This is a genomic window from Bifidobacterium asteroides (assembly GCF_003202695.1).
GTDB lineage: Bacteria > Actinomycetota > Actinomycetes > Actinomycetales > Bifidobacteriaceae > Bombiscardovia > Bombiscardovia asteroides_G.
The window spans coordinates 488290-508304 of the sequence record NZ_QGLL01000006.1 but is presented as its reverse complement, the minus strand read 5'-3'; the positions used below and the strand labels follow the sequence as shown (position 1 = coordinate 508304).

Below are 20015 nucleotides of genomic sequence, written 5' to 3'. Positions count from 1 at the left end.
TTTTCCTTTCATTGGTTTTGCCGAGCGCCCTCAGCTTTGAAGGCGCGCATCTTTGCTGTGGAGTAGACGCAGACGACCGCGAAGCAGACCACATCGACAAGGAAGGACAGGGACATGTTCGAGATGTCCGCGACGAATCCCTGCACTACAGGGATGAAGGCACCGCCCACAATGGACATGACGATGATGGCTCCCGCTGTTTCCGTGTGGCGTTTGTCGGTCACCGTATCCAAGGTCTCGGAGTAGATGGTGGCCCAGCAGGGTCCGAACAGTCCCGAGACAATGATGGCCGCATAGACGGCGCTCATGTTGCGCACCAGGAGGATGTAGACCAGGGCTGCCAGTCCGAACGCCGAGAACCATTGCAGGACACGAGCGGGCTGCATGGATTTCATCATGAAGTTGGCAATGACCTTGCCTACGAAGAAGGCCGCATAGCTGTAGACCATGAAAGTCGATGCCGAGCGTTCGTTGATCGAGGAATTGAGCTCCATGGCCAATCTGATGGTGAAGGACCAGACGGCCGTCTGCATTCCTACATACATGAACTCGGTGAAAATGCCCCAAAGGAAGCGGCGATTATGCGCAAGATAGACCAGAGTTTCGCCTATGCGCGCCTGAGGTTGCTGTTTGGTCGAATCCACCTTGGGCTTGCCTGAGGGGAACTGTGTCAGTGCGAAAAGCACTAGGGCGACCAGTAGAACGAAGATGATGTATTTGTAAGGCAGCAGGGTGTGTTGAAGTGCACGCTCGCCGAAGGTGATGCGGGCCTGTCCATGAAGCCCCTGCATCTGCTTTTCCAGGCTCTGGCCCGCACCGAAGATCAGGTATTTGCCCAGGAGTATGCCGGCGATGGCTCCGAGCGGGTAAAAGGTCTCAGAGATGTTAAGCCGCAGGGTGGCGTACTTCTTCGGCCCCATGAGAGAACTGAAGGTGTTGGCCGAGGTCTCGAGGAAGCTCAAGCCGCAGGCCAAGGCGAACAGGGCGATTAGGAAGAATCCGTAGGTGGCCATGCGCGAGGCTGGGAAAAAGATCGAGCACCCAATGGTATACAGCGAAAGGCCGATCATGATAGCGACCTTGTATGAGGTCTTCTTGATGATGAGTGAAGCCGGTATAGCAATCAGGAAGTAGCCAAGATAGAAGGCCGTCTGCACAAAGGCGCTGGCGACATTGGAAAGGGTGAAAATGGTTTTGAACTGAGTTATGAGTATGTCATTGAGACTGGCAGCCGCTCCCCAAAGAGGGAATAGACAGGAGAGCAGAATGTACTGGAGCATAGGCGTCCTGTCCAGGTATCCATCATCCAATTCCTGAGCATGCAGCTTGAATAGATGGAAAGAAGCTGTTGGACGCTTCTGTAAAGTTGGTGATTGCATGAACCCCTCCTTGGGTTTGCATTCGGTGGCCGCCGCGCTGCGTCCGCCGGGTATTAAGTGCCGGTCCGGGGGCGGACCCCCGGATGCCGAAGTCAGGCCTTGCCGATGATGGCCATGCTGGAGCTGGTGCCCAGCCGTTCGGCGCCTGCGTCGATTAGGGCCTCAGCCTCCTGCCGGGTATGGATGCCGCCCGCGGCCTTGATGTGAATTCTTCCGTTGACTGCTTGCTTGATGACTTCGATGTCGTGCACACTGGCGCCGCGGCTGGCAAATCCGGTGGATGTTTTGACGAAATCAGCGCCTGCGTCAGCCACCAGGGTGCTGGCCCGCGCGATCTGCTTATCGTCAAACATAGCAGTCTCGATGATGACCTTGATGACCTTTCCTGCCTGGTGGACGGCCTCGACGACCGCACGAACGTCCTTGGCGACCAGGTCTTCCCGACCACCTGCCATTTCGCCGATGTTAATCACCATATCCAGCTCATCGGCTCCGTTCGCGATGGCTTCCCGGCTTTCGGCTACCTTGCTGGCCGTGGTGTTGGCGCCCAGGGGGAAGCCGATGACGCAGGCAGTCAGGACATCTGACCCCTTGACTCGTTCATGGACGTGGGAAACCCAGTAGGGATTGACCATGACCGAATAGAAATGGTTGTTCAGGGCTTCGTCGATGACCTGGTCAATCTGCGCAAGCGTTGCGTCTGGTTTGAGCAGTGTGTGATCGATGAGGCGATTGATCTGCATGGTTGTTACCTCCTTGTGGACCTCACACTAACAGTGAATGCACAAAAGTAAAATACTAAGATGAACATATGTTCAAAAATGAATGCTCAATCGCTGGCAAGCCGTGAAGCTCTTTTGCATGTTGGTTTTGCGCGACTATGAGAAGGGAAGGTTTCATGATCAACGATGAACAGCATAGGAATCAAGCGGTCACAGTCTGTCACTGGTATTACGAAGAGGGCTTGGGCCAAAGCGCAATCGCCCGCAGACTGAACGTTTCCCGTCCTACGGTTTCGCGTCTCCTGGCCTTCGCCAGACGGGAAGGGCTTGTCCGCGTGCTCATCGCGGACCCGCAGACTGACCTGCAGTCTCTTGCCAGAAGGCTCAAAGTGGCATTCGGCCTGCGCGACGTCAGGCTTGCCTATGACTCGACCGGTGATGAAGACGTTATAAGGGGCAAACTGGGCGCGGTCACCGCAGATTACCTCGCCGAGATTGTCGGAGACCACGACCGGTTGGGCATCAGCTGGGGGAGGACTCTCAAGGCCGTAGCCGATCATCTGCGGCCCAATGAGCACAAGGATGTGTCGGTGGTTCAGCTGAAGGGGAGCGTCTCCGCATCCGACTTCAACAACTATGCCGCGGATATCGCCCTGAAATTCGGTATGGCCTTCGGCACCACCACAACAGTGCTGCCATTGCCGGTCATTTTCGACAATGCGTTGACACGGGACATTGTGCTCAAGGACCGTTTCATAGACGAGATCGTCCGTCAGGGGGACCGGACCGATATCGCCGTGTTTACCTGCGGAACCGTTCGTGACGATACCATGCTCTTCAAGCTAGGATATCTTTCTCGCAGGGAGATCGCTATGTTGCAGCATAAGGCTGTCGGCGATGTGCTTTCACGATTTATAGTTGCCGACGGCTCCATTGCGGATGACAGCATTGATGCGAGAACGGTGGGGATACAGCTTTATCGGCTGCGCAAGAAGCCTTACTCCATATTGGTGGCGGGAGGGCCTTCCAAGCTAGCATCCATGCGGGCGGCGCTTCTAGGCGGTTATGCCAATGTGCTGATCACGGATTCGCAGGCTGCCATGCGGCTGCTTGAAGGATGAGCGACCCTATATGCAGTCGACTGAATTGTGCCGTCTGCCATAGGCTCTTTGGATGCCTGTCGCGTCAGGAGCATGGAAGCGATTGGTCAAATAATGGTCGCGTTCATAGGATTGCCGAAACTTCGCTGTACGCTTGGTGACAATGCTGATTGTAGATTCCGCAGGAGGTTTCAGCATGCAGGGCACACGATTTACCTATTGGTGGCACGGATTCGATCTGTGACGCCGCGTGCCTTGTAGGAACGGTTGCATGGATCGGAACCCACCGGCCCTGCAGTCGTCGACAGCATTTCCCGTGCATCGTCACCGCATAGTCGGTAGGGCAGCACCAGCGACAATGGTTGCAGTAACCGCATGGGAAAGGACAAGCCAATGACATTGGCGGATCATATGAATGCCAGGGTCAAAGCTCTGGCACCGAGTGACATTCTCGGGTTCAACAAAGAGATCGCCGGAATCGACGGCATCGTGAAGCTGACCCTTGGGGAGCCGGACTTCTTTACGCCCGAGCACGTCAAGCAGGCGGGCATCCAGGCCATCCAAGACAACCGGAGTCATTACACCGAAAGTCGTGGCATGCCCAGTCTTCGTAAGGCAGCAGCCGACTATCTTCGCGCCAAGTACGAGCTGGACTACGACCCTAACACGCAAATGGTGATTACTGCCGGGGCCACCGGAGGCATCTTCTCGGGTCTGACCGCCATGATCAACCCGGGCGACACGGTCATTCTGCCCACGCCTATCTTCCCGCTCTACATTCCTATTGCTCAGCTGAGCGGCGCCAAGACCGTTTTCGTCGACACCTCTGATGACGATTTCATTCTCAAACCTGACAAGCTGGAGGCTGCCGTCGAAAACAGTGAAGGCCCGGTCAAGGCCCTAGTGCTCAACTATCCAACCAATCCCACCGGCGTGACCTATGCCCGCGAGGATCTGGAAGCTCTGGCCCAGGTGGCGCGCAAACACGGCTTCTTCGTGCTCAGTGATGAGATCTACGCCGAGCTGACCTATCAGGGCACTCATGTCTCCATGGGCACCATCCTGCCCGAGCAGACGGTCGTTCTTAGCGGGGTTTCCAAGTCCCATGCCATGACTGGATGGCGGGTCGGCATCGCCGCTGGCCCCGCAGATGTCATTGACCAGATCGGCAAGGTCAATGAGTTCACTATCACTTCAGTGACCACCAACGCCCAGTATGCGGCCCAGGAGGCTCTGACCAAGGGCATGAATGACACGGATCCGATGCGCGAGGCCTATCGCAAGCGGCGGGACTATCTGGTCAAGGCCCTGCCCGAGGTCGGTCTGGATGTCATTGATCCCAAGGGCGCCTTCTATATCTTCGCCCGGCTGCCGGAGGGCATGCGGGACAGCTGGAGCTTCGTCTACGACCTGGCTCGAAAGGCCAAGGTGGCGGTAATCCCCGGAGCAAGCTTCGGACCTGGGGGAGAAGGCTACGTCCGCATCTCCTATGCGGCCTCCATGGAGGATCTACACACTGCCGTGGAGCGAATTGGCGACTATATGCGCGAAAATCGTGGCTGATTGCTCCGGCTATCCATTCGCTAATCATCATCTGACAACCATCAATGAAGACAGTTATTAAGGAAAAGCAAAAATGACCAGTATTCTCATGTATTCAGTACGCCCCGACGAGCAGGAGGCCATTCAGGCCTGGGCCCAAGCCAATGACGTTCAGGTGGATACCACCGACCGCGATCTAGGAATGAAAACCGTGGACATGATCAAGGGATACGACGGCATCGTCATCCAGCAGCATGCTGCTCTGTCCGAACCAGAACTCTACCAGCGGCTCAAGGAATATGGACTCAAGCAGCTGACCCTGCGGATCACTGGGTATGACATCGTCAATCTGCAGGCTGCCCGGGATAACGGGCTGGTCGTCACCAACGTGCCTGCCTACTCGCCCCGGTCGGTCTCGGAATTGGTCCTGGCCCAGGTCATGCGTCTGGTTCGGCATCTGGGGGAGGCCAGCGCTCGCGAGGCCAAGGACGACTATACCTGGGACGGGCTTCAGGCCCACGAGATCCACAACCTGACTGTGGGGATCATCGGAGCCGGCAAGATCGGATCGGCCGTGGCCAGGATCTTCCGTGCCTTGGGCTCCACTGTGATTGCCGACGATCCTGTTCACCGCCCTGAGCTGGCAGACACCCTGGATTATGTGGATCTGCCTACTCTTCTGAAGCGGGCCGACATCGTCACCGTCCATACGCCACTGGACGAGACCACCCATCATCTGATCAACGCGCAGGCCCTGGATGCCATGAAGTCCTCGGCCTTCCTGATCAATGCGGCCCGCGGTCCCATTGTGGACACGCCGGCTCTGATTGAGGCCCTGCAGACCAAGTCCATCGCCGGTGCCGCTATCGACACCATCGAGGGGGAGGCCGGCATCTTCGAAAAGGATCTGAGCGGGACCAAGGTCGATAACCAGGCCCTGGAGATCCTCAAGGCTATGCCCAACGTCGAGGTTTCGCCTCATATCGGCTTCTACACTGATGCCGCCGTGACTGCCATGGTCAATATCTCCCTGAACGACGTGAAGACCGTCTTGGAGGGCGGCATCAGCGAGCATCAGGTGGACTGACCCTCTTATTGCAGCGACCCGAACCGGGGCCGACCTACTCAGGCTGGATTCTGAGCAAAGGCGATGGTGCCCTGGTCCGGGTCCATGCTTTCCACGATGGCCAGGGACTTGAGGTTGTAGCCCTCTTTGCGCAGGGTACGGCCGCCCTCCTGGAAGCCCTTCTCCACGGCGATGCCGATGCCCTCTACGATGACCTTGGCGTCATGGCAGATGTCGATCAGACCGTGCAGGGCATTGCCCTTGGCTAGAAAGTCGTCAAGGATCAGCACATGCTCGCCCTCATTGAGGAAGCGCTTGGCCACGATGACGGGATACTCCCGTTGCTTGGTGAAGGAGTATATCCGGGCCGTGTACTGGTCGCCGTCAAGGTTGATGGACTGGGTCTTCTTGGCGAAGACCACCGGAACGTCGCCGAAGTGGCGGGCGGCTAGGCAGGCGATGCCGATGCCGGATGCTTCGATGGTGAGAATCTTGTCAATACGGTGACCTGCGAACAGGCGGGCCCATTCGGCGCCCATGTGGTCGAAGAGCCGCACGTCGCACTGATGGTTGAGGAAGGCGTCCACCTTGAGTACATTGCCAGGCTTGACCGTGCCCTGGCAGCGGATTCGCTCCTCAAGTTCCTGCATGTCATTGTCCTTGTCGTCATGAAAGCGGGGCCCCTATGGTCCCTACGGATAGAAACCAACATAACCCGGTTCTGCGACCGTCGCCAGGCTGGCCTGATCCGCCAGGTTTCACCTCCAGCGGATTGGAGTGTCTTCCTGGCGTGTCAGCCCGTCAATCCAAGGATTCAAGGTCCTGACTGTTACAGTGAAAATCGACCGCAATGGTCACGCATCGTCGCGATGCGTTAAAGGACCTAAGGAGGACCATATGGGGATTCTGGATGATGCAAAGGATGCCATGAAGTCTGCCGGCGAGAAGATTTCCGACGTCGCAGGCGATGTAAAGGACACGGTTATGGACAAGGCATCCGATGCCAAGGACGCCGTTGCCGACAAGCTGGGCGATGCCAAGGACGCTGCCCAGGACAAGATGGGCGACGCCAAGGACGCCGCCTCCGACAAGATGGACCAGGCCAAGGCCGATGTCAAGGTCGGCAAGGCCAAGGCTGAGCAGGGCGCCACCGAGGCTGTCAACAACGCCAAGGACCAAATGCGCAACTGACTGGGTCATCTCGACTTCCCGACTCATCCCCGTTCGCTTTCCCTCTCAAAAGCGGACGGGGTCTTTTATGCCTGCCGTTATGTCAGTCGGCAAATCTGTGCGCCAGGGTCGATGACACCGCATTGTGGTAGAAATAATTGTTTGCCGGGTGCGCGCCATCCGGCCTGTGACGGTGACCGAGACCAGATGGCAAGAGGTGGCTTGTGAACGAGGAACCGGACTTGATCCAGCGCAGCGCTAAGGAGCTGCTCAAGGGGCTCAACGATCGTCAGGCCGAGGCGGTTCAATACCAGGGACCGGCCCTGCTGATCGGGGCAGGGGCCGGTTCGGGCAAGACTAGGGTGCTGACCCGCAGGATCGCTTGGATCCTCAGCCAGTTCGGCGCTTGGCCCAGCCAGATACTGGCCATCACCTTCACGAATAAGGCGGCATCCGAGATGCGCGAACGCCTGCGCAGGCTGATCGGTCCCGTAGCCGACCGCATGTGGGTGTCCACCTTCCATTCGGCCTGCGTGCGCATTCTGAGGCGGGATGGCAAGGAGATCGGGCTGGGATCAGGCTTCACCATCTATGACACTGCCGATTCCGAGCGCCTGATCAAGCTGATCGGCAAGGATCTCGACATCGATCTGAAACGCTACACCCCCAGAAACATTCTCAGCCATATATCTGATTACAAGAACAACCTGCAGGACTGGCGCACGCAGCTGCAGGAGTACGCCCCCGACTACCGGCCTGGGCAGCGCGGCCAGCAGATCACCGCCCGTTTCGGCAACGAGGAAGAGCTCTACTCCGTGGTCTACGCCGAGTACGAGCATCGGCTGGCTCAGGCCAACGCCGTCGATTTCGACGATCTGATCGTGCGCACGGTCCAGCTGCTCCAGCAGTCCCCAACGGTGGCACAGTACTACCACCATCGCTTCCGCTACCTGCTGGTGGACGAGTACCAGGACACCAACCATGCCCAGTACGTGCTCATGCGCGAGCTGGCCGGTGCTGATGCCGACAAGCAGGATCAGGCCTGGATCACCGTGGTGGGGGATTCGGACCAGTCCATCTATGCCTTCCGAGGGGCCGACATCAGCAACATCAGGGACTTCGAGAAGGACTTCCCCGGAGCCCGGACCATCCTCCTGGAGCAGAACTACCGCTCAACCCAGACCATTCTTGACGCAGCCAATGCCATCATCGTCAAGAACGAGGGCCGCAAGCCCAAGAAGCTCTGGACTGCACTGGGCAAAGGGGAGCCCATCGTGGGCTATGCCGCCGACAACGCACAGCAGGAGGCTGCTTGGATCGCCACCGAGATCGCCCGGCTGCGCAGCGAGGAGGGCATTCCATACTCCGACATGGCCATCATGTACCGGGCCAACGCCCAGTCCCGTGCCTTGGAGGAGGGGCTGATCAACGCAGGCCTGCCTTATCAGCTGGTGGGCGGGACCCGCTTTTATGAGCGCAAGGAGATCAAGGACGCCCTGGCCTACCTGCACGCCATCGCCAACCCCCAGGATGACGTGAACATGCGGAGGATACTCAATGTGCCTAAGCGTGGCCTGGCCGCGCGCGCCGAGGCTGCGGCTACCTCCTATGCGGATCTGCATCATGTCTCCTTCTGGGAGGGGGTGCAGCATATCGAGGAGGTGCCCGGGGCTTCCACGCTCATGGTCAAGCGAATGAAGGCCTTCAGGGATCTGATTGCTTCCCTGACCGACTTTGCTGCAGAGCACGGTACCAAGCCATCGCAGATCGTTGAGAAGGTGCTGGAGGAATCCGGCATGCTGGACGAGCTTCGCAAGTCGGTGGATCCCCAGGATGCCTCCCGGCTGGAGAACCTTGGCCAGTTGCAGTCCGTGGCCGCCGAGTTCGAGCAGAAGACGCCAGACGCTACGCTTGCTGGCTTCCTGGAGACCACGGCACTGGTGGCCGATTCGGACCAGCTGCCAGGACTGGGCGACGACTCGGGCAAGGTGACGCTGATGACCCTGCACACAGCCAAGGGTCTGGAGTATCCGGTGGTCTTCCTGACCGGCATGGAGCAAGGAACCTTCCCTCACTCCCGCTGCCTGGAGGATGCCGATGAGATGCAGGAGGAGCGCCGACTGGCCTACGTGGGCGTGACCCGCGCCAAGCGTCGACTCTACCTGACCCGGGCGGCCGTACGTTCCCAATGGGGGCAGGTCAATGATATGCTGCCCAGCCAGTTTCTGGACGACATCCCTGACGAGTTGATCGACTGGAAACGTCGGCAGGCCGGAAGCGAGCGGATGCGCGCAGGCTGGGACCTGGGGGACGACGAGGACGAATTCGGCGGCTTTGAGGATGTAAGCGATGGCCGTGCGTTTGGTCATCAGACTCTCGGCGGATCCGGTTTTGGCTTTAGCTCTGGTCGCAATGGGTATGGGCGCTCGCGGACATCCTCGCCGCGGTCGTTCGGATCATCGGGTTACAGCTCCCGCAGAGGCGGCGGTTCTTGGTCTTCCGACAGTTTCTCCTCAAGAAACGGAAAAGTCACGACCAGGCGCAGCACAGCGAGCTCGTCGTCATCCGCACACGCTGGCAAAGCCTCAGCCCAGCCTCAGTCGAACGGACTGTCCATAGAGGACTTCTCCCTGGGTGACAGGGTGGCCCATGACCAGTATGGCCTGGGCAAGGTGGTCGATATTCAGGACAAGGGGCACAATTCGGTTCTGACCGTGGACTTTGGCTCCGAGGGGACAAAGAGGCTGATGCTGCGCTTGGCGCCAATCGAAAAGCTATGAACGTTCAAGACCAGGCGCTAGTCAAGAAGCCGGATCGCAGAAGCTGCATGCTCACGACTCATGCGAGGAGAGCCATTCCACGGCCAACTGGGTGCGGTTGGCCAGGTTGGTCTTGGTCAGGATGGCGGAGATGTGATTACGAACGGTGCCCTCGCTGAGGTAGAGACGTCTGGCAATGGCCTGGTTATCGAGTCCGTCGGCAACCAGAGTGACGATTTCACGTTCGCGGTCTGTCAGAGTTTGGAAGCGCCGGGGAACAGGCTCAGCTGGGTTCTTTTGTGTCTGCTCGTCCTGCTTGACAATTGACAGATTAGCTACAGCCTCAGCTCCAAGAACCGTCTGCCCTGCCATGACGGCTTGAAGGGCCGGAACCACTGAAGCCACGTCCTGCTTGATCACATAGCCCTTGGCTCCCAAGGCCAAGGCGCGGGAAACATAGTCCTTGTCCGCGAAGGTCGTCAGAAAAAGCACGCGGGCAGTTGAATCCATGGCGATGATGCGCTCTGCCGATTCCAGGCCATTCATGCCAGGCATCTGCACATCGAGCAGCAGCACGTCAGGCCTCCCGCCGGGAGCCTGAAAACAATCCAAGGCTGACTGGCCGTCATTGGCGGTCCAGAGCACGTCTGCAGCGCCGGTTGCGGTCAGAATCGTTGACAGGGACGAGCAGACGATCGGATCGTCATCAGCGATAGCGACTTTCATGCCATGACCTGCCCATTCTTTACATGCTCAGCTGCGCTGTGGTCTGACCAGGGTTCCTTGGGCAAGGATACGAAGACCTTCCATCCTTGCTGGTTGGGGCCGCTGTTGGCTGTGCCTCCCAAAGCCCTGGCCCTGGCCTCCATGTCGGCCAGCCCCATGCCTCGTCGGAGCTCTGACCCATGCTTACGTTCATTGCTTGGTGTTAAGTGCGAGCTGTGGGGCTGCGCTTGCTGAATTCCGCCGTCATCCTGCACGACCAATTGCCAGAAGGCCGGGAGGTCACGCAGAATAATCTGTGCTGACCGAGCTGAAGAATGGCGGACCGTATTGGTAAGGGCCTCGCGAATAATGGTGGCCAAACAGCGACACACGGGTGCAGGTGCTGCCTCAATGCCGTTGTTCAGATCGACCTGCAGCTGCCCCATAGAAGCCTCGGAGCCGGCATCCTCCATTTGGGATGCGAAGTCGGTGCCCTCATCCTCCAAGTCATGCACCGAACGACGTATTGTGGTCATGGCCTCGTCCAAGGTCTTGCCGACATCATCCAGTATCTGCTCGGTACTCTGATCGCCTTTGCTCTGCGCAACCACCCGGCCAGCCTGGATCTGCATGATGGCACGGGTGAGCCGGTGGCCCACATTGTCATGAATATCTCGGGCGATCCTGGTCCGCTCGGCTAAGTGCGCCATCCGGGTCGCCTGGGCTCTCTTCTCGTCCAGGTCGTTGATACGGCTGTGCAGTTGGCGAATCCGGTAGCGCTCGGTGTCTTCAATCTGCCATACATGCTCCTTAGCCTCCGCCAGGCGGGCGCATGCGAGTCCGCCGCCATGCGCCAGTGCTGATGTCAGCAAAGCCAGCAGGGCATAGCGTCGGGTGAGGCCTCTGACCAATACAAGGTCGGTGACGGCAGGTATCAGCCAAAAGAATGCCGGCAGCAGGGTCAAGAGCAGCATGGGCCAGGCCGGCTCATGGTTCTTCTTTCTTGGAAGAATGACTGCCATGGTCCGAGAGTCTTTCATGCCGGCTGATCCGGTTGCCGGGACCATGGCTCCGAATCCAACTCCCGCCTCAAAGGCCAGGGCCGGGAAAAAGAAAAGCCAGTCCGGTATGAACGTTGCCAAAAGCGACACCAGAGCGCCACCCCACATGGAACCTGGCGCTGGCAGCATCCATTCGCACAGGGCTCCTGCGGCTACTGAGGCCAGGAGGCCGGCGATCAGGGTTCCTGAAACCCCTGAACCATACCATGATCCGCATAAGGTCCCCAGACCAAGCAGGACCAGCCAGCCAGCAATCCTGCCCATGAATGTCTCCTTGCCCTGCTGCTCTTACTGTTGCCAATAGTAATTGGCGGACTACCCGTTCCTGCGTCTATCCGCAGGCAGTGGCACCCATGACAAATGCCATAGTTCTGATTTGTGCATCCACAATATTGATGACGACTGTCATGGTGTTGGGCCAGTCCTAGCTGGGATGATGGAGTCATGAACAGTTCACGTGAGCAAGAGCCTGCCTTGAAGGTCGGCGCACTGGTGAAGCGCTACGGTGACATGGTGGCCTTGGACCACTTCGATATGGAAGTCAATCAAGGCGAGGTTTTCGGACTGCTCGGCCCCAATGGCTCAGGAAAATCAACCGCCATCAACTGCATACTGGCCCTGCTCAGCTTTGAATCGGGGACGGTTCGGATTTTCGGGCAGGAGATGACCTCGACCTCCTACGATCTTAAAAGTCATATCGGGGTGGTTCCACAGAATGTGGCTGTCTTCAATGAACTAAGCGTGCAGGAGAACATCGACTATTTTTGCTCCCTCTATGTGCCCAGGAAGACCGACCGCAAGGACTTGGTCGAGCAAGCCATCGACTTCGTGGGGCTGGGCGACTTCCGCAAGTTCCGTCCCGGCAAACTGTCAGGCGGTCTGCTGCGCAGGCTCAACATTGCTTGCGGCATCGCCCACCAGCCTGACCTCATCTTCTTCGACGAACCCACCGTCGCCGTTGACCCCCAGAGCCGCAATGCCATCCTGGAGGGCATCGAACGGCTGAATGCCCAGGGAGCCACCGTGGTCTACACCAGCCATTACATGGAGGAGGTGGAGCAGATCTGTACGCGGATCATGATCATGGACCATGGTCGTCAAATTGCCCTGGGCACCGCCGAGGAGCTCAAGGGCATGGTAGAGGCCGGCGAGCAGATCACCGTTGAGACTCTGGATCTGCAGGAGTCCACACTGGCCAGGATCCGTGCCCTGACTCTGGCTCAGTCCGTCGACTATGACGGCAAGGAACTGGTCATCCATTGCCGGCAGGGCGAACACAACCTGCAGGATGTGCTGACGGTCCTGGAATCCACCCGGACCAGCTACGGCCACCTGACCAGCCGCCCGCCATCCCTCAACGACGTGTTCCTGGAACTGACCGGCAAGGAACTGCGCGACTGAGCGCGGTCCCTAGGCTCAATTGCCGTAAGGAGCGCTTTATTTATGTGGAACTCATTCCTGATCAACGTCAAGACCTCGATACGCAACACCTCCTCCCTCTTCTGGGTCCTGGCCTTTCCAGTCATTCTGGCCGCTCTGGTGCTGGGCATCATGGGCAACCTGCAAGACAGCTACACTGCCGAGGCACAACATTTCTCCATAGTCTCGGACGCTAGCTGGAAAGCCAGCCCAGGCGCTGACGAGCTGGTTTCATCACTATCGGAGAAACCCAAGGCAGGATCCGACGGCACTCAGCTGCTTATCCCGACGATAGTGGCTTCCAGGGGCGAAGCGAACACGCGTCTGGATACCCGGAAGGATATCGGCTACCTGTACGCGGGTTCTGACGGATTAATCAACATGGTCCTGTCTGACCGCGAAGCCGCCAACATCCAATCCGATGCAACCGCCTCCGAAGGCATAGCGGTCTCCATTCTTTCCGCCTCGCTGAGCAGCTTCAACCAGGCGAACTCCGCAAGGGCAGCCATTGCCTCGCCAGGCAACCAAATTCTGCTGCAATCCGGCAAACAGGCCTACACCAAGCAAATCCGCCTGACGCACATCCGTCCTTCGATGACTGCGCCCTACTTCTTCGCCGTGCTTGCTATGGCCTGCCTTATCGGAGCCAGCACCGCAGCTGAGATGATTGCCAGGACTCAGCCCAACCTTTCAGCCCTGGGAGCCCGAAGGGCCAGTTCTCCCAGCCCTAAGTGGCGGCAGGCAGCGGGCGCCTTCCTGGCCTCCTGGCTCATCTCAGCAGTCAGCCTCCTGGTCGCCTACGTCTTCGTCCGCACAGTCTGCGGCGTGCAAACAGGTGGTCGTGACCCGATAGCACTCATAGCCATCGCCGTGGGCACCTTTATGGCTACCGCCTTCGGCTCTATGATGGGCGCGATTCCTAAACTCCCCACCGAAACGAAGGTTGGCCTGGTCATAGGCATCGACTGCACCCTGAGTACCTTTATCGGCCTCTACGGCAGCATGACTATGGACCTCAACAATGCCATACAGGAGCATGCTCCTATCCTCCACATGATCAACCCAGTAAAACAGGTCTCCAATCTCTTCTACGACATCGTCTACTACGACAGCCTGGGGCCTTTCGCCCGCACTTGCGGCATCCTGGCCATTATGGCCGCCATCTTCCTGACCGCCTGTGGTCTGCTTCTAAGGAAACAACGGTATGAATACTTGTAAAACAGCACTGCGCGTCATTTGGGCGCATAAGTTCTATCTCCTCCTGTATTTGGTGGGCATGAGCCTGATCATGATTGTCGTCGGTTCCACGAATATGCAGGCTGCGGTACGGGCCAATGCCTCAAGCTCGGTTGGGCGCTTTGAACCCGCACGTGCGAAGATAGTCGTCATCAACCGGGACTGCGGTAACCAGGCTGGTTGCGAGCTGGGCCAGGGTTTGGAGCGGTATCTGGGCGGGTCGGCTCAATTGGTGACAGTCGAAGATAAGCCTCAGACCCTGCAGGATGCCAATGTATCTGGTAAAAGCGATTTGACCGTTATCATCCCAGCCGGATATGGCCAACGGTTCCTTGAGGCGCTTGAAGACACTGCTACCCAAGTTCACAGCGGCGATAAGACGCATGGTTTCCCTAAAGTTGAAACGGCTGCCTCCTATAATTCCAGCCGTGGCAGTCTGGCACAATTGCAGGTGGACAGTTATTTTGATGCTTTTCGTACAGCTTTGCTGACAGGTCTTGGCCAAAACGGTTCGATGGATTTGCATTCATCCGCAGCGGTAAAGGATGCGGCTACCTATGTAGTAGCCCACTGTGTCAGCGACCAGCTACGTGTGGGCATCCATGCCAGCCCAAAGGATGACGATGGAGCCCTGTTGAAAGGCTTCGCCATGACAGTCGGCCTGGCTGCCTTTCCCTTGATGACGGCACTGACGGTCTGCGTTGCCACGCTCTTCGGAGCCTTCAGTTCTCCTGATCGGCATCGACGCCTGCTTGCCTCTCCAATGCAATCAAGCAGTCTGAATGGGCAGGAGCTTATGGCAGCCCTCATTCTGGCAGCCATTTCCTGGACATACTATGCGTCACTTGTTGTCTTCAGCATGGCGGCATCAGGGGTGTCCTTGGCTTCACTGGGCTGGGGGAGGGTGCTGCTGAGCTTTGGCGCTATGCTGATATTCGCTGTTTCTGCGGCATCATTTGGATTCATGCTTGCTCAGTTCAACCCCTCCTCTTCTCTCATAAACTCCGTGGGAGTCACCTTTGGCCTAGTGGTTATGTTCACTTCCGGGTCAAGTTCCGGCGGCCCTTTGCCTCCGGTCATGCAGACCATCGGCAAACTGACCCCAGGCTGGTGGTACAACACCGCTGTTCAATCAATTATGGATTCAAACGCAGCAGCCCTGGCTTCTTGGGGTCTTCCGCTGACGGTGGTTGCCTTGTTTGCTCTGGCCTATGCCTGTGCTGGTCTCATGGTCTCACGTCTGACGCGCACCCGGGTCACCCTGGTCGCTCCTGTCAGTTCCGACCCGAGTATGATCGGATAGCTTTCCTGCATTCATATCATTTTCAGGCAGACCTCTCGCTGTCTAATCTGTCAACGGTTTTGTTTTCGATAATCTACCGAATATAAAAAAATTTTGGATAATAAAGCCATCTGAAGCTTTGATAGCGCCAAAACCAATGCAGCACGATTGAATAAGTGAATGATATGAATATGCTCGTTATTCAAGGATCACCCTATGAAGGCAGTTTCAGCCATACCGACGCCCAGGCTTATGCACAAGCTGCCCGACGTAAGGGCCGCACGGTCGAAATGATCGACCTCAGCCAGGAAGGCTTCGACCCGGTGCTGCGCTATGGCTACGCCAAGCACATGGAGGACGAATCAGCGCCTAAGCGTTATCAAAGCATGGTCGCCTGAGCCGATCATCCGGTCTTTGTCTTCCCCATTTGGCGGGCAGGTGAACCGGCCATTCTCAAGGGCTGGCTTGATAGGGTGGTCACGCCACAATTTGCCTACCGATATGAGAGCAGACTTAACTCGCGGGGGCTGCTCAAAGGCAAGACGGCGCAAATTATCAGCAGCAGCCATGGGCCGGCCTTCGTATCCAAGATGTATGGTTCCACCGTGACCCGATGGAAGCATTCCATCCTAAAATTCTGTGGCGTTAAATTCACTGGGGCAAGCATTCTGGGCTGTATCGACTCGAAAGTTGATACAGCTGAACGCCGCGAAGCCTTCACGCAGAAGATATGCAATACAGTGCTTTCAGCAGAGTAAAGCCCGTCAGCCTTATTAAGATGCTTTTGCGTCGATGTCGCTCAACGTCGGTGCGGCATTCAAAGGGCATCCACCATGCCAGTCATTCGTCCGGCTTCATGGCCAGCTTGGCAATCAGACATGTCATCAGCGTCACTATGACCACCCCGGTGATGATCACGGGCATGTGGCAGTGATCGATCAGAGGACCGAAGGCAGCCTGTCCCAGCGGAATCGCGCACATGCATAGACTGTTGGTCAGCCCTATTACTTTGCCTATCAGCATTGCAGGGGTATGAATCTGCTCATAGGACAGGGAAGTGATGTTGACCGTCTGCACCATTCCCGCAGCCAGAGCCATGCATCCAGCTACCAGGGCGAAGAGGACATATGTAGGCGAATGCAATAGCAGTCCTGCCGCAATTGGCAGAAGTGCCAGGGCGCTGCCCGAGAGCAGCATGGGTATCCGTTGCAGATAGAACCAGCCTGGACGGAGGGACACCAGGATGGCTCCAAGCAGGCTTCCGCAGGCCAGTATTCCTTCGGCCAGCCCCTGCATGGCATTGCTCAGACCCAGCGTGCGCGTGACCATATAAGGTAGGGCCACGTTGATGTAGGAGGCAAAGATCAAGTTGGCCGCCAGGCTGAGTCCTATGACCACTTTGAGATTGGTATGCCTAATCAGGAATTGTGCCGCTGCTTTGGTGTCCGCGGCCAGATGGCTCACCAGTGCTCTTGGGCCTTGTGAGGGGCCCCGTGATGGTTCGGGAATCCTGACGGCGATTCTGATCCAGACGGCAGAAAGGAGACAGACCGAGGCGGCGACCCCGACCACTTGCATGATTCCGAAGAATCCCATGACCATGCCGGCCAATACTGGTCCGATCATTCCTACCAAGGAGATCGCCTGCGAAACCAGGGCTGATGCACGGGTCAGATCTTTTCTGTCCACCAGACAGTGAAGAGCTGCCTGCACCGTTGGGCTGTAACAGGCTCTGTAGGCATTGATCAGCATCATGCAGGCCACGGTCAAAAAAACTGGGTCGATCTTGTGGCTTATCAGGATGTACAAGAAGGCGGTCAGTGCTGTCAGAATGTCCAGCACCGCCATGGTGGACTGCTTGTGCAGGCGGTCGGCCAGAGCTCCGCCCAGGGGTGTCAGGAGAATGGATGGAAGGACAGCCAGAGCGGATGCCATGCCATAGAGGGATGCCGATCCTGAGATGTTGAGCAGGTGAAGCGGAAGGGCGAAGACCAAGCATGTTTGCCCTAGATTGGAGAGAATCTCAGTCGTCAAAAGAGCAATGAATGGCAGTGTCAGCAGGCCCTTGTTCCTGGAGTGGCCCATGCTTGAGGCCTGGTCGTGAGCAGGCGGGTTCATATACTGCCTTCGCTTTCGGGCTTTTCCTTGTTGTTGTCCTCGGCATTGGTGCCGAAGGAGGCCAGCAGGTCGGAGAATCCCTGGTCGTGCAGGGGGATGCCCAGGCCCTGCATGATCGAGAAAAAGCAAGCGGCTCTGGCGCGCAGCTCCGTCTGCGTGCCCCGGCGAAAGAAGGGCAGCAGCCACATGTTGGCTAGCAGGCGGAAAACCTCGGCGGTTTGTTCGACATGGTCTACATGCAGTGAACCGTCCTGATTGCCCTGTTTGAATAGGTCGACAAAGTCGTCCCGCTCATCCACCAAGGCGGTGAATTCCATGCCGAGCATCTTGGGATTGGCCTTTGGGTTGAATTTACGGAACATCAGATCCGCAGCCTCCAGTCTCTTTCGTGCTCGCTCAGGGGAGAAGAGCGACTGCAGCTGCTCCAAAGCCGTGCCTTGTCCCGATGGGGTTTGGGCCTTGTTGTTCGTCTCGCTTATGGTCTTCATCAACCTATTGGCCACAGCATCGAAGAGGTCTTCCTTTGACCGGAAGTGATGGTAGACGGCTCCCTTGCTTAATCCTCCTGTTGCATCGATGATGTCCTGCATGCTGGTCTTGTCGTAGCCTTGGCTGGTGAAGAGCTCGGTGGCGGCTTTGATGATTCGCTCCAGCGTCAGCTCGGGGTGTGTATTGCGGGCCATGTTCGCCTTCCTTGCAGATCTCGGAGATGGGTCGTCGTTGATCGGTTGGGTGAGTCTGCCATTCTTGCCTCAATATCATACCGACCGTTGGTATGAATATACCATAACATACTTGTACTTGCAGGTCGGGTATATGTGGTTTAATAAATACTTGGTTTGCGCATTTGTGCGCAAATCTATCTGGAGTCTCAGCCCATCAATGGGTCGGCGGTCGCAAGGCCGTTCGTGCATGGCACGGTGAAGCATTGGAGAGGCCTGACTCGACGGTTTTGGCCGTCTTCGTTCAGATAACGACAGAAGCAAGTAAGGATTGCATCAATGACTAACATTCAGCGTGCGCGTCGCCAGGTCCGCCTGTCGCGCGCCTTGGGCATTGCCTTGACTCCCAAGGCCCAGCGCTTGTTCGAGAAGCGCCCCTATGGCCCCGGCGAGCACGGACGCAGCCGCCGTCGCACCGAATCCGATTACGCCGTCCGTCTGCGCGAGAAGCAAAGGCTGCGCGCTCAGTACGGCGTTTCCGAGAAGCAGCTGCGCGCCGCCTATGAGCGGGGCACCCACGAGTCCGGCCAGACCGGTGCCGCCATGCTCCGCGAGCTGGAGTCCCGCCTGGACAACCTGGTTCTGCGCGCCGGCATCGCCCGCACCACCGCCCAGGCCCGTCAGTACGTGGTCCACCGCCATATCCTGGTCGACGGCAACATCGTGGACCGGCCATCCTACAGGGTCAAGCCCGGCCAGACCATCCAGGTCAAGCCCAAGAGCCAGACCATGGTGCCTTTCCAGATCGCCGCCGAAGGCGTCCACCGGGATGTGCTGCCCGCGGTTCCCGGCTACCTGGACGTGGACCTGGCTTCCCTGAAGGCCAGCCTGGTTCGCAAGCCCGAGCCGGAGGAGATCCCGGTTCAGATCAACATCCAGTACGTGGTCGAGTTCTACGCTCGCTGACCGCCTGCGACTTTGGGGCCCCGGTTCGTCCGGGGCCTTTTGCATGTCAGGATCTGCCGCCCTTGCTGGGGTAGGGGTGAGATAATAGAGGCATGCTGCTCCATCTATATGCTGTCCGCCATGGGCAGACTTATTTCAATCGCTACAACCGTCTCCAGGGATGGTCCAACTCGCCGCTTACCTCCTCGGGTCTGGAGGATGCCGATCGCGCAGGCCACAAGCTCAGCCAGGTGAGTTTTGCCGCCGCCTACTGCTCGGATACCACTCGGGCTCAGGAGACGGTCCGCAGGATCCTGGCCCGGAACCAGTCGGAGAAGAAGCCGGAGCCGGTCAGCGACAGTCACTTCCGCGAGCAGTTCTACGGCTACTTCGAGGGGCAGGACATGGCCATGGCCTGGTGGGCTGCAGGCGCTCCCCATGGAGCGGGCACCTACCAGCAGATTGTGGACCGGTTCGGTTTGGCTGCCACCAGGGACTTCCTCAAGCAGGCTGATCCCTTTGGAGATGCTGAGTCTGACAGTGAGTACTGGACGCGGATTGCAGGCGGACTCTCTCTGATTGCAGCCAACGCGGACCTGAAGAATGATGACCGCGTCCTGCTGATCTCGCACGGCAACACCCTGCTCAGTTTGGTCAACCGCTTCGGCGGCGGGCGCTACGACACCAGCAGCCGCCCTAGCAACGGAAGCGTCACCATATTCGACTTCGATACGGATGCTCCCTTCGATCGCGCCCTGCAGGTCCGGTCCTTCAATCGTTGAATCGGCGTCAACCGGCCGGTCATGGCCTGGACTGATAGATGGCGCGTGCTAGCGTAGTCCCCAGTAT

17 protein-coding genes and 1 pseudogene are annotated in these 20015 nt (G+C 57.9%); 11 read left to right on the top strand and 7 right to left on the bottom strand.

The annotated features are described in order from the left end of the window. Nucleotides 1-8: 8 nt before the first annotated feature. Both fucP and deoC read right to left on the bottom strand, forming a co-directional pair. Complete coding sequence (fucP, locus tag DKK75_RS04155; protein WP_110452178.1) at nt 9-1379, bottom strand: L-fucose:H+ symporter permease; 1371 nt, start codon at nt 1377-1379, stop codon at nt 9-11. A 92-nt stretch (nt 1380-1471) separates the two neighbouring features. After that, a complete protein-coding gene (deoC, locus tag DKK75_RS04150) occupies nt 1472-2122 on the bottom strand; it encodes a deoxyribose-phosphate aldolase (protein ID WP_110452177.1) in 651 nt (216 codons plus the stop codon). Between the two features lie 155 nt (nt 2123-2277). On the opposite strand from deoC, the gene DKK75_RS04145 reads away from it, so the two are divergent. From DKK75_RS04145 to DKK75_RS04135, 3 genes are all read left to right on the top strand, one after another. After that, entirely contained in the window at nt 2278-3222 is a 945-nt protein-coding gene (locus DKK75_RS04145; RefSeq protein ID WP_110452176.1) for a sugar-binding transcriptional regulator, read from the top strand. A gap of 372 nt (nt 3223-3594) precedes the next feature. After that, on the top strand, nt 3595-4764 hold the full coding sequence (locus DKK75_RS04140) for an aminotransferase class I/II-fold pyridoxal phosphate-dependent enzyme (protein WP_110452175.1): 1170 nt from the start codon (nt 3595-3597) through the stop codon (nt 4762-4764). 73 nt (nt 4765-4837) lie between these two features. Beyond that, nucleotides 4838-5830, top strand: coding sequence for a D-2-hydroxyacid dehydrogenase (locus tag DKK75_RS04135; RefSeq protein ID WP_110452174.1), 993 nt, complete (start codon nt 4838-4840; stop codon nt 5828-5830). 38 nt (nt 5831-5868) lie between these two features. Here the strand turns inward: DKK75_RS04135 and DKK75_RS04130 are convergent, their stop codons facing one another. Next, nucleotides 5869-6459, bottom strand: a complete 591-nt coding sequence (locus tag DKK75_RS04130; RefSeq protein WP_110452173.1) for a xanthine phosphoribosyltransferase — start codon at nt 6457-6459, stop codon at nt 5869-5871. A 247-nt stretch (nt 6460-6706) separates the two neighbouring features. Between DKK75_RS04130 and DKK75_RS04125 the strand changes: the two genes are divergently transcribed. After that, complete coding sequence (locus tag DKK75_RS04125; protein WP_029678544.1) at nt 6707-7000, top strand: hypothetical protein; 294 nt, start codon at nt 6707-6709, stop codon at nt 6998-7000. 203 nt (nt 7001-7203) lie between these two features. After that, nucleotides 7204-9759, top strand: coding sequence for a UvrD-helicase domain-containing protein (locus DKK75_RS04120; protein ID WP_110452172.1), 2556 nt, complete (start codon nt 7204-7206; stop codon nt 9757-9759). 51 nt (nt 9760-9810) lie between these two features. On the opposite strand, the gene DKK75_RS04115 is transcribed toward DKK75_RS04120, so the two are convergent. Both DKK75_RS04115 and DKK75_RS04110 read right to left on the bottom strand, forming a co-directional pair. Next, the gene (locus tag DKK75_RS04115) at nt 9811-10464 is read right to left on the bottom strand and encodes a response regulator (protein ID WP_110452171.1); all 654 of its coding nucleotides are present in this window, start codon (nt 10462-10464) and stop codon (nt 9811-9813) included. Beyond that, nucleotides 10461-11768 (bottom strand): sensor histidine kinase, encoded by a 1308-nt coding sequence (locus DKK75_RS04110; protein WP_110452170.1) that lies wholly within the window; start codon nt 11766-11768, stop codon nt 10461-10463. Before DKK75_RS04110 ends, DKK75_RS04115 begins: the two co-directional genes overlap by 4 nt. Before the next feature lie 180 nt (nt 11769-11948). Here DKK75_RS04110 and DKK75_RS04105 point away from each other — a divergent pair, with 180 nt between their 5' ends. The 4 genes and pseudogenes from DKK75_RS04105 to DKK75_RS08275 all read left to right on the top strand — a co-directional run bounded on the left by DKK75_RS04105 (nt 11949) and on the right by DKK75_RS08275 (nt 16199). Further along, nucleotides 11949-12905: an ABC transporter ATP-binding protein gene (locus DKK75_RS04105; protein ID WP_110452169.1), complete on the top strand. Its 957-nt coding sequence runs from the start codon at nt 11949-11951 to the stop codon at nt 12903-12905. Between the two features lie 42 nt (nt 12906-12947). After that, nucleotides 12948-14141, top strand: a complete 1194-nt coding sequence (locus DKK75_RS04100) for an ABC transporter permease (RefSeq protein WP_110452168.1) — start codon at nt 12948-12950, stop codon at nt 14139-14141. After that, entirely contained in the window at nt 14128-15462 is a 1335-nt protein-coding gene (locus DKK75_RS04095) for an ABC transporter permease (RefSeq protein ID WP_110452167.1), read from the top strand. The genes DKK75_RS04100 and DKK75_RS04095 overlap by 14 nt, the downstream gene beginning before the upstream one ends. Before the next feature lie 164 nt (nt 15463-15626). Then, nucleotides 15627-16199, top strand: a pseudogene (locus DKK75_RS08275) (NAD(P)H-dependent oxidoreductase). A gap of 82 nt (nt 16200-16281) precedes the next feature. Here DKK75_RS08275 and DKK75_RS04085 read toward each other — a convergent pair. Together DKK75_RS04085 and DKK75_RS04080 are read right to left on the bottom strand one after the other, a co-directional pair. Continuing rightward, nucleotides 16282-17559 (bottom strand): MFS transporter, encoded by a 1278-nt coding sequence (locus tag DKK75_RS04085; RefSeq protein WP_110452166.1) that lies wholly within the window; start codon nt 17557-17559, stop codon nt 16282-16284. After that, nucleotides 17556-18242 (bottom strand): TetR/AcrR family transcriptional regulator, encoded by a 687-nt coding sequence (locus DKK75_RS04080; RefSeq protein WP_110452165.1) that lies wholly within the window; start codon nt 18240-18242, stop codon nt 17556-17558. Before DKK75_RS04080 ends, DKK75_RS04085 begins: the two co-directional genes overlap by 4 nt. A 318-nt stretch (nt 18243-18560) precedes the next feature. Between DKK75_RS04080 and rpsD the strand changes: the two genes are divergently transcribed. Together rpsD and DKK75_RS04070 are read left to right on the top strand one after the other, a co-directional pair. Then, nucleotides 18561-19187, top strand: coding sequence for a 30S ribosomal protein S4 (rpsD, locus tag DKK75_RS04075; protein WP_110452164.1), 627 nt, complete (start codon nt 18561-18563; stop codon nt 19185-19187). Nucleotides 19188-19279: 92 nt separating this feature from the next. Continuing rightward, nucleotides 19280-19948 carry a histidine phosphatase family protein gene (locus DKK75_RS04070; RefSeq protein WP_110452163.1) on the top strand — a complete coding sequence of 223 codons (669 nt, stop codon included), beginning with the start codon at nt 19280-19282 and terminating at the stop codon, nt 19946-19948. Nucleotides 19949-20015: the final 67 nt, after the last annotated feature.